This is a genomic window from Mesorhizobium sp. W067 (assembly GCF_054719525.1).
Map to the genome: position 1 here is coordinate 4,699,772 of NZ_JBTTII010000001.1, position 13,821 is coordinate 4,713,592.

Annotated in this window: 13 protein-coding genes; 5 read left to right on the forward strand and 8 right to left on the reverse strand. The window is 64.7% G+C overall.

The genetic code is table 11. The features are described 5' to 3' along the window. Nucleotides 1-15 precede the first annotated feature (15 nt). Genes ACYG97_RS22970 through ACYG97_RS22980 form a run of 3 tightly spaced genes read right to left on the reverse strand, consistent with a single transcriptional unit; the run spans nt 16 to nt 3,822 of the window. The gene (locus ACYG97_RS22970) at nt 16-1,611 is read right to left on the reverse strand and encodes a HAMP domain-containing sensor histidine kinase (protein ID WP_023732853.1); all 1,596 of its coding nucleotides are present in this window, start codon (nt 1,609-1,611) and stop codon (nt 16-18) included. Then, nucleotides 1,599-2,294: a response regulator transcription factor gene (locus tag ACYG97_RS22975; RefSeq protein WP_023671682.1), complete on the reverse strand. Its 696-nt coding sequence runs from the start codon at nt 2,292-2,294 to the stop codon at nt 1,599-1,601. Before ACYG97_RS22975 ends, ACYG97_RS22970 begins: the two co-directional genes overlap by 13 nt. A gap of 4 nt (nt 2,295-2,298) precedes the next feature. Beyond that, the gene (locus ACYG97_RS22980) at nt 2,299-3,822 is read right to left on the reverse strand and encodes a DUF4153 domain-containing protein (RefSeq protein WP_023732852.1); all 1,524 of its coding nucleotides are present in this window, start codon (nt 3,820-3,822) and stop codon (nt 2,299-2,301) included. A gap of 653 nt (nt 3,823-4,475) precedes the next feature. Here ACYG97_RS22980 and ACYG97_RS22985 point away from each other — a divergent pair. Then, nucleotides 4,476-5,372 (forward strand): HpcH/HpaI aldolase/citrate lyase family protein, encoded by an 897-nt coding sequence (locus tag ACYG97_RS22985; protein WP_023732851.1) that lies wholly within the window; start codon nt 4,476-4,478, stop codon nt 5,370-5,372. Between the two features lie 39 nt (nt 5,373-5,411). After that, nucleotides 5,412-5,618 carry a DUF1737 domain-containing protein gene (locus ACYG97_RS22990; RefSeq protein WP_023673921.1) on the forward strand — a complete coding sequence of 69 codons (207 nt, stop codon included), beginning with the start codon at nt 5,412-5,414 and terminating at the stop codon, nt 5,616-5,618. A 33-nt stretch (nt 5,619-5,651) separates the two neighbouring features. Here ACYG97_RS22990 and ACYG97_RS22995 read toward each other — a convergent pair whose 3' ends face one another. The 3 genes from ACYG97_RS22995 to ACYG97_RS23005 all read right to left on the reverse strand — a co-directional run bounded on the left by ACYG97_RS22995 (nt 5,652) and on the right by ACYG97_RS23005 (nt 6,751). Beyond that, a complete protein-coding gene (locus tag ACYG97_RS22995) occupies nt 5,652-5,933 on the reverse strand; it encodes a helix-turn-helix domain-containing protein (protein WP_023732850.1) in 282 nt (93 codons plus the stop codon). A gap of 9 nt (nt 5,934-5,942) precedes the next feature. Beyond that, entirely contained in the window at nt 5,943-6,263 is a 321-nt protein-coding gene (locus ACYG97_RS23000) for a type II toxin-antitoxin system RelE/ParE family toxin (protein WP_023732849.1), read from the reverse strand. A 65-nt stretch (nt 6,264-6,328) separates the two neighbouring features. Continuing rightward, on the reverse strand, nt 6,329-6,751 hold the full coding sequence (locus ACYG97_RS23005; protein WP_023673918.1) for a metallopeptidase family protein: 423 nt from the start codon (nt 6,749-6,751) through the stop codon (nt 6,329-6,331). 229 nt (nt 6,752-6,980) lie between these two features. Here ACYG97_RS23005 and ACYG97_RS23010 point away from each other — a divergent pair, with 229 nt between their 5' ends. The 3 genes from ACYG97_RS23010 to ACYG97_RS23020 are packed head-to-tail and all read left to right on the forward strand — an operon-like array spanning nt 6,981 to nt 12,722. Further along, nucleotides 6,981-8,033 (forward strand): ImuA family protein, encoded by a 1,053-nt coding sequence (locus ACYG97_RS23010; RefSeq protein WP_023732848.1) that lies wholly within the window; start codon nt 6,981-6,983, stop codon nt 8,031-8,033. Then, a complete protein-coding gene (locus ACYG97_RS23015; RefSeq protein WP_023732847.1) occupies nt 7,975-9,453 on the forward strand; it encodes a DUF6504 family protein in 1,479 nt (492 codons plus the stop codon). The genes ACYG97_RS23010 and ACYG97_RS23015 overlap by 59 nt, the downstream gene beginning before the upstream one ends. Next, complete coding sequence (locus ACYG97_RS23020) at nt 9,450-12,722, forward strand: error-prone DNA polymerase (RefSeq protein ID WP_023732846.1); 3,273 nt, start codon at nt 9,450-9,452, stop codon at nt 12,720-12,722. Before ACYG97_RS23015 ends, ACYG97_RS23020 begins: the two co-directional genes overlap by 4 nt. 120 nt (nt 12,723-12,842) lie before the next feature. Here ACYG97_RS23020 and ACYG97_RS23025 read toward each other — a convergent pair whose 3' ends face one another. After that, the gene (locus tag ACYG97_RS23025) at nt 12,843-13,085 is read right to left on the reverse strand and encodes a Trm112 family protein (RefSeq protein ID WP_023687636.1); all 243 of its coding nucleotides are present in this window, start codon (nt 13,083-13,085) and stop codon (nt 12,843-12,845) included. Between the two features lie 30 nt (nt 13,086-13,115). Beyond that, nucleotides 13,116-13,787, reverse strand: a complete 672-nt coding sequence (locus ACYG97_RS23030; RefSeq protein ID WP_023703197.1) for an LON peptidase substrate-binding domain-containing protein — start codon at nt 13,785-13,787, stop codon at nt 13,116-13,118. Nucleotides 13,788-13,821: the final 34 nt, after the last annotated feature.

A 13,821-nucleotide genomic window follows, 5' to 3' on the forward strand; every position in this document is an offset into this window, starting at 1 on the left:
GGCCGCCGGCATCCTTCACGCCGCCGGCACAATGATCTCGAAGCGCGTGCCGCGCCCGGAGTCAACCAGCGCGATCGTGCCATCATGCGCTTTCAGGAGGGCCAGCACTATGCCGAGGCCCATGCCGGTCCCGCCGGACTCGCGCCGCGTGGTGAAGAACGGCTCGAAAATGCGTGCCCTGTTGCTCGGCGAGATGCCGGCGCCGTCGTCGCTGACTGCAATGGTCACCTTGCCCTCGGCGCTGCCAGCCGCCAGCAAAACCTGGGTCGCGCCGTGCCTGGCCGAATTGTCGATCAGGTTGGCAAGCAGGATCGCCGCATTCTCGGCCGAGATGCGCAGACCGATTTCGCCGCCCGTCTCGATGGTAACAGCCAGCCTGCCGTCCACCGGCAGCAATGCCAGCGCCGCATCAAGCGATGTGCTCTCGCCGCTCGGCGCCAGGTTTTCCGCGCGTGCCAGGTCGAGCAGGCGCCGTACCAGCAGATTGAGCCTTCCGGCATCGGTGACGATGTTGCCGGAAAACCGTTTGCGTTCGACGGCATCCATCGCCTCGCCGGAATCGCGCAACAGTTCCGCCGCGCCCTGGATCGCCGTCAGCGGCGATTTGAGCTCGTGCGAGACATGGGTGGCAAAGGTCTGGATCGAGTCGGAGCGCGCCTGCAGCTTTTCGGCCATGTCGAGAAAGGCCGCGGACAGCTCGGCCATTTCGCGCGTGCCGTGATGGTCGAGCGGCCGGATCGCGTCGCGGTCGCCGGCGGCGATGCGCCTCGTGCGCTCCATCAGCGCGTAGATCGGCCGGCTCACGGTGCGCAGGAACACCAGCGCGATCAGCAGCGTGCCAGAGAGCATGGCGATGGCCGCCAGCGTCACCTTGCCGCGTTCGCCATAGAGATGCTTGACGATGTTGTTCGGCGTTCGAGACAGGTAGATCACGCCGGCGACATGGCCGTCGACCGCGATCGGCATGGCGACAAAGACGCGAACTTTCGTGCCGCGGCTGACCGAATAGAGGGGCGGTGGCGGCTGGTCGGGAATTCTTTGTCTCAACACGCTGGCGTAGTGGCCGGCAAGGGCGGTGCGCACCTCTTCGACATTGGCCAGCGATAGTCCGACCTCGTCGCGCCCTGCAATGACAACGCCGCGCGGATCGAGCAGCCGGAAGCCGGCCAGCGTGGTTTTTTGCGTCGTGTCGAGAATGCCGGACAGGCTGGCGCCGATCGCCGCGAAGGCTGGATCGATGGCCGCGGCGATGCCGGCGGGTCGGGTCGGCAGCAGGTAGTCGGAAGCGAGATCGAGGCTCGGCTCGATCGGCTGGTAAGGCGAGTCGTCGCCGCGGCTGGCATCGCCGCTGTCAGCCTGCATCGGCACCCCTAGCTTCTCCGGGGCAATGGCGGCGTCACTGATATTCTGTGCATAGATGGCGGCGATGATGGCGCCTTGCGCGATCAACTCGCCCTCGGTCTGGCGGATCAGCTGGTTTTCATAAAGCCGGAAGAAGAACAGGCCGACCAGCGGCAGCGCCAGCACCATGATGAGGATGGCGAGAACCACCGTGGCCAGCCTTGGCCGCCATTTGGTGCCGATCCATTTGGCGTCGCTCAGGCGCCGCATCGGCCGAGCCGGAAACCGACACCATGCACGGTTTCAATGGCGTCGAGACAGCCCGCCGCCGCCAGCTTGGCGCGGATGTTGCGGATGTGGCTATCGACGGTACGGTCGGCGACGTGGATGTTGGCGGCATAGGCGCTGGCGACCACCAGGTCGCGGCCCAGCACATGCGCCGGCCGCGCCAGAAATCCCCTGAGGATCGAGAACTCGATCGCCGTCAGCGCCAGCGCCTTGCCGTCGAAACTGGCGCCGTGGCTGGCCGGCACCAGGCTGAGCTTGCCATGCGCAAAGTTCTTGTCACCGGCGGGGTCCGGGGCCACCGGGCGGGCGCGGCGCAGGATGACGTTGACGCGCGCCACCAGCTCGCGCGGGCTGAACGGCTTGGTCACATAGTCGTCGCCGCCCATTTCCAGCCCGAGGATGCGGTCGATCTCCTCGTCTCGCGCCGACAGGAACAGTACCGGCACATCGGAGCGCTGCCTCAGCCGCCGGCAGACTTCCAGCCCGTCCATCTCCGGCATGCCGATGTCGAGCACGACGAGATCGGGCACGCGGCGCTCGATCGCCTGCAGGGCCGCGGCGCCGTCGGACACGGCTTGCGTCTTCATCCCGGCCTTTTCCAGCGCAAAGCAGATGATCTCGCGTATGTGCGGATCGTCGTCGGCGACCAGGATCTGATGCGGCATGGATCTAACGGTCCGGCACTGAAGGTTGCGAGGGCTGGGTAGGTGGAGGAAGCACGAGCGGACCTCTCTTGTCGAGAACCTGCACGAGCCTCCAGCCGCGAAAGCTCCAGGCGCGCCACTGCCTCTGCTCGGCGATAGTGTCGTCGATCATCATTTGATCGGCCAGATAGGTGGTTTGGTTTCCGAATTGGTGCATGTAGAGGCGGTCCAGCGCCGGCATGGCGGCAGCGCCGAGCGAGCGCAGATATTCGGTATCGATAGGCGTGCCGTCGCCGGTCATTTCAAGGGAATGGTCGACATTGAAATTGGCGATCGTTGCGGCGAAGTTGATGAAGCAGCAGGCATAAAGCGTCGCCGATAACGTCGCAAGATTGGCGGAGAGCAGCCATTCGTTGGATTTTCCAAGCGCGATGCGGGCAATGATCAATGCAAGCCCTGACGCCACCAACCCCATCCAGACGAAGGCGGCGATGCGCCAGTAGGTCAGTGCATAGACGCCGATATAGAGATCGAGCCTGAGAATCGACGAGATGACCAGCACGATGTTCTGCGTCACCCAGGCATAGACCAGCCGGCGGATCAGCGGATCACCTGAGGTTTCGCTGCCCGGCCGCAGCGCCGCCAGCACGAAGCCGGCGGCCAGCAGCGCCGTGGCGATCAGCGGATAGGCACCGCGATGCGCATAGGCGGCATAGCTCAACCCGTCCGGCAGGGCGACCCCACCCCAGAGATAGGCTGCGTCGAGCCCCGTCTGCAGCGCAAACAAGGCGTTGAAGACGATCAGCGCGCGCAGGATCGCGGCCTTGCCGAAGACGACGGCCTCGATCGTTGTGGATTTTTGCACGGCCGGCGCGGTCACGGCTGCAGACGGCGTCAAAGGTGGAAGGCGGCGCAGGAAACGCGGCAGGCGAGGCCGCAGGAAAGCCCAGACGCCGGCGAGCACGAGCAGCCAGAAGACGATCCGCGCCAGCTGGATGAGATCGAGCAGCTTCATCAGGTCGATCAGCGACAGCCAGTATTCGATAACCGGGTTGGCGGCGCCGAACAAAAGCAGGAACACCGCGCCCAGCGTCACCGGCATGACCCAGACGGTGATGGACGCCAGGCGGATGCGGCGGCCGCCAAGCCGGCGCACCGTGCGGCGCCATTGGAAAAAGTCACGGATAAGGCGTAGCGGCGCCGCCAGCAGGAACAGCGCGACCTGGCCGGCAATGCGGGCGATGCCGTGCCGTAGCCGCCCGGACAGGGACAGCGCAAACACGATCAACGCCAAAAGCGCGATCGCGACCGACAGCACGCTGACATTTTCAGCCAGCGGCAGCAACGCGACGAACAGGGCTGCCGGCTTGAGCCACGGCCTCATGGAGTTCAGGGCGGACGGATGCACGACGACGACCGCGCCGGCGATCAGGATGGCAAACAGCAGCACCGTGATCCCGGCGGGCTGGCCGTAAAAGAAAAAATCCGCCAGCGCCACGAGCAGGACGGTGATGCCGAAGCGGCTGGAAAAGCTTGCAAACGATGTCATGCGCGGATTTTCCTGATGGGCTGGGTCCGCTCGGCCGGTGGGCGGATAAAAGGGAGCAGGCTTGCCTCCAGGCAAAGGCCGGCCTCCGTGCGAGGCGGATCGACCAGCCACCAGCTTTCGCTGCGCAGGCGATAGGGCAAGGACCAAAGGTGAGCGTTTCGCTGTTGCATGCCGCTGTTGTCACGGGCTCGCATGGAAACGGCGGGGCGGAGCGGAGGAGGTTTTCCGCAGGGATGTGCAGTTTTCGTGCAGGACCTGCGCTTACGGCCGGGGTGCTCCCCCCCAATCTTTCCGGACGTTGGCGCTGTCCCAGCCAGGCTCCTTTCCTCTCCCTCCGGAGGGGGGAGAGGTGGCTCGGCGAAGCCGAGACGGAGTGGGGGAACCACCTGGCAATCGCCGCGAACGGACACAGGAAGGGCATTCGGTGCAAACATCGCCTCGCCTTGCGCCCCAAGGGTCGACATCCACTCCGTCGATCCTCACTCCGTCGAGCTTCGCTCGACACCTCTCCCCCGATCGACGGGGGAGAGGAAAGGCCCCCCTTCCGCAACTGCTGCGGGACGGGCGGGGCAGCGCAAGCTTTCGCGGTTGGCTCGTCATCAGGTACCGGTCGGACGCTTGCCTCCCCCGCCCACACGCGGCATAGATCGGCCATGACAAGCGAACCTTACCGCCCGCGCCGCTCGGTGCTTTACGTCCCCGCCTCCAACGACAAGGCGCTGGCCAAAATCGCGACGCTGGCCTGCGATGCGGTGATCATCGACCTCGAGGACGCCGTTGCGCCCGCCGACAAGGTCGCCGCGCGGGACAAATTGGCCGGCATTTTCGCCAGCCGACCAGTTGCCAATCAGCATGGGCGCCGCTGCGAAATGATCGTGCGCGTCAACGCGCTGTCCAGCGAATGGGGCACTGAAGACCTGCTCGCCGCGGCAAAATTCGAGCCCGACGGCATCCTGTTGTCCAAGGTCGCCACGCCGCGCGATATCCTCGAAGTCGGCGACGTGCTCGACGATAATTTTGCCCCCGACAGCGTCAAGCTCTGGGCGATGATCGAGACGCCCAAGGCCATGCTCAACATCGGCGCCATTGCCGAACTCGGCCGCGACCCGGCCTCGCGCCTAGCTTGTTTCGTGGCCGGAACGAACGATCTGGTCAAGGAAACCGGCATTCTGGCGACGCCTGATCGGCGCTACCTCGTGCCTTGGCTGATGCAGATGGTGCTGGCGGCGCGGGCCGGCGGCATCGACATGCTCGACGGCGTCTCCAACGATTTTCGCGACCTCGACGCGTTTGCGCGCGAATGCACGGAAGACGCTGCCATGGGGTTCGATGGCAAGACGCTGATCCACCCCGCCCAGATCGAAACCGCCAACCGAGCCTTTGCTCCCGCGCCCGAAGCTCTGGCCGAGGCGCGCGCGGTGAAGGATGCCTTCGCCTTGCCAGAAAATGCCGGCAAGGGCGTGATTGCTTTGAACGGCAGGATGGTCGAGCGGCTGCACCTGGCGCAGGCCGAGAAATTGCTGGCGAAGGCCGCCGCCATCGGCGCATGATCCGCCCCGAAAAGACGAACTCACGACAGGATCTGACCCATGAGACTTTACCGCTTTTTGTCCGCCCCCGACGATTCAACCTTCTGCCACAAGGTGACCGCGGCGCTGAACAAGGGCTGGCACCTGTACGGCTCGCCGACCTACGCCTACGACAAGAAGACCAAATCGATGCGCTGCGGCCAGGCGGTGGTGAAGGATATCGACGGCCAGGAATACGGGCCGGATACGAAGCTGAGTGATTGGTAGGCGAGCTTTGCCAGCCTGTTGTCTAAGACAGCGCTAGGCTGCCTCGGCAATATCAAGACGCACTGTAAGTCCGGCCTGTGTGGCCAGATTGATCAAGGTGTCCAGACTAAAATTCGCGATCCTGCCCCGCAGAAGATCGCTAAGGCGTGGCTGGGTAATCCCGAGCCGGTTGGCTGCTTCGGCTTGGGTAACGTCCCAACTCCGCACCCGCTGTTCGATCGCGATCAGCAAATTGGAGCGCATAGTCATGTTGGCGGACTGAGCCGGGGTGTCTTCCAGCGCATCCCAGACATTTCCAAAGCTTTGACGTTCCATGAGCATGTCTCACTGAATTTGCCTGAACCGCGATGCGGCAAGAGCCAGGTCTCGTTTCGCCGTCTGTTGCGTCTTCTTCTGGAAGGCGTGCAAGACAAAGACGGCGTCACCTATGCTGGCGACGTAAAGCACCCGGATCGCGCCAGCATCGTCTCGGACACGGATTTCCCGTACGCCTAGGCCTATCGTCGTCATCGGCTTCCAATCGCTTGGCTCAAATCCGAGTTGAACCTTGTGCAGTTGAACGCCCGTTTCCTTGCGCACCGCCTCTGGAAAAGCCCGGAGCTTGGCAAGAGAATCTCCAAGAAACTCCAGTCGCTTGGTCGGCATACAGGCTTTATATCAAAACTTGTATAATTTCACAAGCAGGCTCGCCACCTGAATATCGCACAGCCTTACTCCGCCGCCTCTTCAAGCTTTTCCATATCGTCGTCCGACAGGCCGAAATGGTGACCGATCTCGTGGATCAGCACATGGGTGACGATGTCGCCCAGCGTCTCTTCGTTCTCGGCCCAGTAGTCGAGGATGGCGCGGCGGTAGAGGGTGATGCGGTTCGGGCCTTCGCCGGTCTGCGGGTTCCAGCGCTCGGCGATGCCGCGGCCCTCGAACAGGCCGAGCAGGTCGAACGGCGTCTCCAGCGACAGATCGTCCATGATCTCGTCGGTCGGGAATTCGGCGATCATGATGACGATCTCGCCGGTCAGCTTGCGAAAATCGTCCGGCAGATGTGCGTACGCCTCCAGCGCCAGAAACTCGATCTCCTCGATCGAAGGCGAGAGTTCATCGTGCCAGGTGCGGGTCTTGTAGATGCGGGCCATGCTTTGTCCTTTGATCCCGGCATATAGGCTTTCCCTCCGGACTCGGCAAATGGACGGGTCCCTGGCCAATGACTGTTTCTTTGCACCGAATGACTGCGACCAAAGTCCAAGGTTGGCCTCGCCACCTTTGATCAAGGAATAAATTCCTTCTGACTCCGCTTGACTCTTCCGGCACCCTCTGGAATCTATAGGAACATAACAGGAACAATTGTGAGAGAAATTGACCGTCATGGCGACATCAGCCGTGGCGCGGGAGACTGTTTTTGCCCTGCGCCGCCAGATCGCGAAGATCGAGGGAACGCTGCCCGAGCGCCTGGCTGCGCCGGCCAGCGAGCGGCCTCGTGCGCGTGCTGAGGGCTGTCTCCACGCCGCGCCTGAACCCGCTTCCGATGTCACCATCATCCGGCGCGGGCTTGCCGTGGCTTCGCCGGATGCTTTCCTGCCCACCGGCGTCGAACGCCTCGATGCGGCCCTCAGCGGCGGCCTGCCGAAAGCCGCCTTGAGCGAAATCCACGGCCTTGAGACCCGCAATGCCGGGGCCGTCGCCGGCTTTGTGCTGTCGCTGGTCAGCCTGATCCTCAAGGGCCAGCCCTTGCCCGTGCTGTGGATCGGCACGTCGGAGATTTTTCGCGAGGCCGGCTTTCCCTATGCCAGGGGAGTGCAGGGCATGTTCGGTATCGCACCGGAGCAGTTGCTGTTTTCCGAGGCGCCGAAACTCACCGATGCGCTGTGGGTAGCCGAGGAGGCCGCGAAGATGACGGCGCTCGCCGCAATCATCCTCGAAATCCGTGGCAGCCCGCAGCGGCTCGACCTCACCGCGACGCGCCGGCTGCACGCGCGCGCCCAAAACGCCGGCCGGCCGGTGTTCCTGCTGCGCCAGGCCGGCGAAGCCGAGCCGACCGCCGCCCCGGTGCGCCTCATCGTGTCGGCTGCACCAGCGGCGAGCCGCCGGACGATCGCCGGGTCGCTCGCCGGCTCGATCGGCCGGCCTGCCTTCACCGTCAGCATCGGCAAGAGCCGCACCGCTCTGCCTGGACAATTCACACTGGAGTGGAACCCCGATGAACACGCATTCGAAGAAAGAAAGCCCCGCGAAAAACGGGCAGAGAATTCTGTCGCTGTGGTTCCCGCATCTGGCGGCAGAACGGATCCTGCGCCAGCGCCTGGGACGGTCGTGGCGTTCCCGGCCTTCGGATCATCTGCCGCCATCTCACCCACCGCTCGTGATCAGCCATCGCGACCGCAACGCCCAGCGCATATCGGCCCTCGACGAGCGGGCTGAGGCGCTGCATCTGAAGCCTGGCATGGGCATTGCCGATGCGCGCGCCATGCATCCCTCGATCGACATCGTCGAGGCCGATCCGGACGCCGATCGCCGGCTGCTCGAAGGCCTCGCCGACTGGTGCGATCGCTATACGCCGCTGGTGGCGCTCGACGGTACTGATGGCCTTTATCTCGACGTCACCGGCTGCACGCATCTGTTCGGCGGCGAGCGCGCCATGCTGGACGACATCCTTGCGCGGTTTTTCCAGCAGGGTTTCGATGTCCGCGCCGGGTTGGCCGCGACGCCGGGTGCAGCCTGGGCGGCGGCGCGCTTCTGCGGCAACCGCATCGTTGTCTCCGGCGAGGAGGAAGCGCTGCTCACCCCCTTGCCGCTGGCGGCACTGCGCATCGAGGCCGATATCCGCGCCAGCTTGGAAAGCGTCGGCCTGCGGACCGCCGGCGCGGTCATGGCAGCGCCGCGCGCGCCGCTCGCCCGTCGCTTCGGCGCGACCTTGCTGTTGCGGCTCGACCAGGCGCTCGGCCGCCTCGACGAGGCGGTATCGCCGCGCCTGCCCGTGGCCCCGCTTTCGGTCGAACGCCACCTGGCCGAGCCGGTCGTGCTGACCGCCGAGATCGAACGGCTGGTGCTCTTGCTGGCGGTGACGCTGAAGGCCGATCTCGAACGCCGCGGCGAGGGCGCAAGGATGCTGGCGCTGCTTTTGTTTCGCGTCGACGGCGCTGTCAGCCGCATCGCTGTCGGTACCTCGCGACCGTTGCGCGAACCCAAGCTTATCCAGCGCCTGTTCCATGAGCGGCTGGCCGCGCTCGAACAGGACATCGATGCCGGCTACGGCTTCGACCTGGTGCGGCTTTCGGTGCTGGCGGCCGCCGGCTTCGACATGCAGCAGGCCGATTTGACCGGCGAGACCGAGGATGACGGCGCCGACATGGCACTCTTTGCCGACCGCATCCGCGCCAGGCTCGGCGACAGTGCGGTGCTGAAACCGGTCGCCCTCGAGAGCCATCTGCCGGAGCGCGCCATCGCCACCATCCCGTTCTCGGAAGCGCCACAACGCAAAACACCGCTCAGGAAGCCGGGCTCGAAAGACGCGCCGCGCGCAACCATCTTCCCGCCGGAACGGCCGATCCGGCTGTTCCGTTCGCCCGAGCCGATCGAGGTGCCGGCCACCGAAATGCCTGAGGGTCCGCCGATGAATTTCCGCTGGCGCCGCGCGCTCTACCGGGTCGCGCGCGCCGAGGGGCCGGAACGCATCGCGCCGGAATGGTGGCGTGAAACGTCAAGCGATCCGCTCACATCGACGCGTGACTATTTCCGGATCGAGGATGCCGACGGCCGCCGCTACTGGCTCTACCGGCAAGGCCTCTATGGCAACCCGCAGGTGCCGCCGCGCTGGTTCATGCATGGGGTCTTCGCATGAACGCGCTGACCGTCATCCCCTATGCGGAATTCGGCATCCAGTCGAACTTCTCCTTCCTGCGCGGCGCCTCCAAGCCGGAGGAGCTGGTGGTGGCGGCCAAATTCCTCGGCTTTTCCTCGATCGGACTGGCAGACCGCAACACGGTGGCCGGCGTCGTGCGCGCCTGGCAGCAGGCCAAGGTCGAGAAGCTCGCCTATCACCCCGGTTGCCGCCTGGTGTTCGGCGACGGCACGCCGAACATTCTCGCCTATCCGCAGAACCGCAAGGGCTGGGGCCATCTCTGCCGCATGCTGACGCAAGCCAATTTGCGCGATGAAAACGAGAAGGGCGCGACCCTTCTCCAGCGCAGCGACCTGCTCGAATGGGGCGACCTGCTGTCGCTGGCGGTGCTGCCGGATCTCTCGGCGAATGCCGACGATCCCCTGGCATTGGTCCGTCAACTGAAAGACCGTTTCGGCGCTAATTTGCGGCTAGGCATGGCGCCGGATTATCGCGGCAATGACCGTTTCCGCATCGAGCAGGCGGCGGGCATGGCGGACATCGCCGGCGTGCCGCTGATGGCGACCAACGACGTGCTTTATCACAGCGCCGAGCGCCGCTCGCTGCAAGATGTGCTCACCGCCATCCGCCTCAATTTGCCGGTCGCCGAGGTCGGGCTGGAGCTGACGGCCAACGCCGAGCGCCATCTGAAGCCGCCGCTGGAAATGGCCCGTCTCTTCCGCCGCCATCCACGGGCGCTGGCCGAGACGCTGCGCTTTGCCGGCGAACTGACCTTCTCGCTCAGCGACCTCCAGTACAATTATCCCGACGAGCCGACGCAATCAGGGCTTGGGCCGCAGGCCGAGCTAGAGCGTCTGGCCAGGGAGGGGGCCGCCACGCGCTATCCGGCGGGCGTCCCCGCTTCCGTCTTGCAGCGCATCAGTGAAGAGCTCGCTCTGATCGAGCGTCTGAATTATGCGCGCTATTTCCTGACCGTTTACGACATCGTCCAGTTCGCCCGCAATGAGGGCATTCTGTGCCAGGGCAGAGGCTCGGCCGCCAACTCGATCGTCTGCTACTGCATCGGCATCACCGAGGTCGGCCCCGAGCGCATCGACACGTTGTTCGAGCGCTTCATTTCCGAGGAGCGCAACGAGCCGCCCGACATCGACGTCGATTTCGAGCATGAGCGGCGTGAGGAGGTGATCCAGTATATCTACTCCAAATACAGCGCCAAGCGCACCGCGCTGGCTGCCGCCGTCATCAGCTATCGCGGCCGCTCGGCGCTGCGCGAGGTGGCCAAGGCCATGGGCCTGTCGGACGATGTCCGCATTGCGCTCTCCAGTTCGATCTGGGGCTGGTCGACCTCGGAGCTCGGCGAGAAGGAGGCGCATGCCGGCGGCCTCGACCGCAACGAGACCTCGACCCGTCACGTGATCGCCCACGCCAACGAGATCATGGGCTTTCCCCGGCATCTGTCGCAGCATGTCGGCGGCTTCGTCATTACCCGCGACCGGCTCGACGAGATCGTCCCCATCGTCAAGACGGCGATGGAGGCGCGCAAGATGGTCGAGTGGGATAAGGACGATCTCGACGCGGTGAAGATCCTGAAGGTGGATATTCTGGCGCTTGGCATGCTGACCTGCCTGAAGCGCGCCTTCACCTTGCTCACCGACCATTATCCGAAGACCCGGGATGATTACGGCCGACCCTATGTGCTGGCCACCCTGCCGCCGGAAGAGAACGACGTGTACGACATGATCTGCCGCGCCGACACGCTCGGCGTCTTCCAGATCGAATCGCGCGCGCAGATGTCGATGCTGCCGCGTCTACGCCCGCGCGAATTCTACGACCTGGTCATCGAGGTGGCGATCGTGCGGCCCGGCCCGATCCAGGGCGACATGGTGCACCCCTATCTGCGCCGTCGGCAGGGCAAGGAAGCGGCTGAATATCAAAAGCCAGAGCTGGAGGCTATTCTCAAGAAGACACTCGGCGTGCCGCTGTTTCAGGAACAGGCGATGAATATTGCAATCGTCGCCGGTGGTTTCAAACCCGGCGAAGCCGACGAACTACGCCGCGCCATGGCCACCTTCAAGCGCACCGGCACCATCGGCAATTACCGCCAGCGCATGATCGACGGCATGGTCGGCAAGGGATACACCAAGGACTTCGCCGAGCGCTGCTTCAAGCAGATCGAAGGCTTCGGCGAATACGGCTTTCCCGAAAGCCACGCCGCCTCCTTCGCTTTGCTCGTCTATGCCTCCTGCTGGTTCAAGACCTTTTATCCCGACGTGTTCTGCGCCGCGATCCTGAATTCGCAGCCGATGGGGTTTTACCAGCCGGCCCAGCTGGTGCGCGACGCGCGCGACCATGGCGTCGATATCCGCGACGTCGACGTCAATTTTTCCGACTGGGACTGCACCCTGGAGAAAGCCCAATTCGATCCGGGCCGCATCCTGGGGCGCCATGCCGAAATGCGCGGTGTCATCAAGACCCGGTACGCCGTCCGGCTTGGCTTCCGTCAGATCAAGGGCTTGGCCGAGAAGCGTATGGAAGCTTTCACCGCGCGGCGCGGCGCCGGCTATACAAGCGTCAGGGATGTCTGGCTGCGCTCGGGCCTCGATGTCGGCGAAATCGAAAGACTGGCGCAGGCTGACGCCTTCCGCTCACTCGGCCTCGATCGTCGTGAAGCCTTGTGGGCGGTGCGCGCGCTGGATGGCAAGAGCGCCGCCGAACGGCTGCCGCTGTTCGACCAGCCGGCGATCCGGCTGCGCGAACTCGAGCCCGAGACAAAACTGCCGACAATGCCGCTCGGCGAGCACGTCATCCACGACTACCGCGCGCTCGGCCTGTCGCTGAAGGCGCATCCGGTCGCCTTCCTGCGCGAGCGGCTCGACCGCGCCGGCGTCATTCCCAATGCCAATCTCGGCTCGGTGCGCGACGGCAGGCGGGTCTCGGTCGCCGGCCTGGTGCTGGTGCGGCAGCGGCCCGGCAAGGGCAATGCGATCTTCCTGACGCTGGAAGACGACAAGGCCGTCGCCAACGTCATTTTCTGGGAGCGGACCTTTACCCGTTTCCGGCCCATCGTCATGGGCGCGCGCTTCGTCAAGGTCACCGGCAAGCTGCAGTCGGAATCCGACGTCATCCACATCGTCGCCGAGAAGATCGAGGATTTGACGCCGTGGCTGACGGTGCTGCTGGAAGAGATGACGCCGGCTGCCCGGCCCGACATTGCCACCCTCTCGGACAAAGCTGAAAGGGTCATGCCCAAGGGGCGGAATTTTCAGTAGGCAAGTGCAGGGCGGTCGGGAGCCCATGACATTAATGCCGGCAAGGGCAGAGGGGGGCGCGAAGGATCGCCAACAGAATGGCTTCTTAGGCTGAGGTCCGTTTGAACCACCCCTGGTCCCTCAGCCCGGCCCACCCAATCGCGGCGGCGACAGCACGTCTTCCGCCGAAATCGTCCGCGCCTCCGAGGGCAGCATGATCGGGATGCCGTCGCGCACGGGATAAGCGAGCTTGGCAATCCGCGAGATCAACTCGCCGCGCACCGGGTCCCAGGCCAGCGGCCCCTTGGTCAGCGGGCAGGCCAGCAGCTCCAGCAATTTTGGATCGACATTGACCGACTTGCCGTCACGCCCATCCGCAGCCATTGGATCCCCCTTCAGCCATCGGCTCAGCCCTTATTGCAGGCTGGAACCAAAGTCCTCATTCTCGCGCGCCAGCGCCATTTCGGTGATGGCGATCAGCGTCTCCGCGCGGGCTTTCAGGTCGGGCGCCTCCAGCAGCGCCTGTTTCTCGGCCGGTCCGTAGGGCGCCATCATCGACAGCGCATTGACCAGCATGGTGTTCTCGGCGCGGCTGACGCTTTCCCAATCGGCTTCGAGATCGTTGGCCTGCAGATAGGCGCGAAACGCTTTCAACAGCGCCGGCCGGTCGATCTCGCTTGCCGCCTGGTCTTCGGCGAGATCGGTGAGGAACGGCGCCAGCTTGCATTGCCGGAACGGCGTCTTCACCGGCAATTCGCTGGTGATGCGGAAACGGCAGACGCCCTGCAGCGAAATCAGATAGCGGCCGTCGCCGCTCTCGGCCATCGAGATGATGCGCCCGGCGCAGCCGACATTGCACAGTTCCGGCTCGCCGTCGGCGCGCAACGCGCCATTGAGGCTGGGCTGGACGATGCCGATCAGCCGCGCGCCGGCGATCGCCTCATCCACCATCTGCAGATAGCGCGGCTCGAAAATGTTGAGCGGCATGCGCCCGCCCGGCAGCAGCAGCGCGCCGGCAAGCGGAAACACCGGAATGGTTGCCGGCAGATCCTTGCCGACCCGGTAAAATGCGTTTCCGACCTGCACCTTCACTCCTCCGACCCGCTTCGGGCGCGATGTT

Bases quoted from the DNA above. Each gene is read 5' to 3' on its own strand.
- ACYG97_RS23010 (WP_023732848.1), top strand. From the start codon at position 6,981: ATGGCGACATCAGCCGTGGCGCGGGAGACTGTTTTTGCCCTGCGCCGC.
- ACYG97_RS22995 (WP_023732850.1), bottom strand. From the start codon at position 5,933: ATGGAACGTCAAAGCTTTGGAAATGTCTGGGATGCGCTGGAAGACACC.
- ACYG97_RS23020 (WP_023732846.1), top strand. From the start codon at position 9,450: ATGAACGCGCTGACCGTCATCCCCTATGCGGAATTCGGCATCCAGTCG.
- ACYG97_RS22985 (WP_023732851.1), top strand. From the start codon at position 4,476: ATGACAAGCGAACCTTACCGCCCGCGCCGCTCGGTGCTTTACGTCCCC.
- ACYG97_RS23005 (WP_023673918.1), bottom strand. From the start codon at position 6,751: ATGGCCCGCATCTACAAGACCCGCACCTGGCACGATGAACTCTCGCCT.
- ACYG97_RS23025 (WP_023687636.1), bottom strand. From the start codon at position 13,085: ATGGCTGCGGATGGGCGTGACGGCAAGTCGGTCAATGTCGATCCAAAA.
- ACYG97_RS22975 (WP_023671682.1), bottom strand. From the start codon at position 2,294: ATGCCGCATCAGATCCTGGTCGCCGACGACGATCCGCACATACGCGAG.
- ACYG97_RS22970 (WP_023732853.1), bottom strand. From the start codon at position 1,611: ATGCGGCGCCTGAGCGACGCCAAATGGATCGGCACCAAATGGCGGCCA.
- ACYG97_RS22990 (WP_023673921.1), top strand. From the start codon at position 5,412: ATGAGACTTTACCGCTTTTTGTCCGCCCCCGACGATTCAACCTTCTGC.
- ACYG97_RS22980 (WP_023732852.1), bottom strand. From the start codon at position 3,822: ATGACATCGTTTGCAAGCTTTTCCAGCCGCTTCGGCATCACCGTCCTG.
- ACYG97_RS23000 (WP_023732849.1), bottom strand. From the start codon at position 6,263: ATGCCGACCAAGCGACTGGAGTTTCTTGGAGATTCTCTTGCCAAGCTC.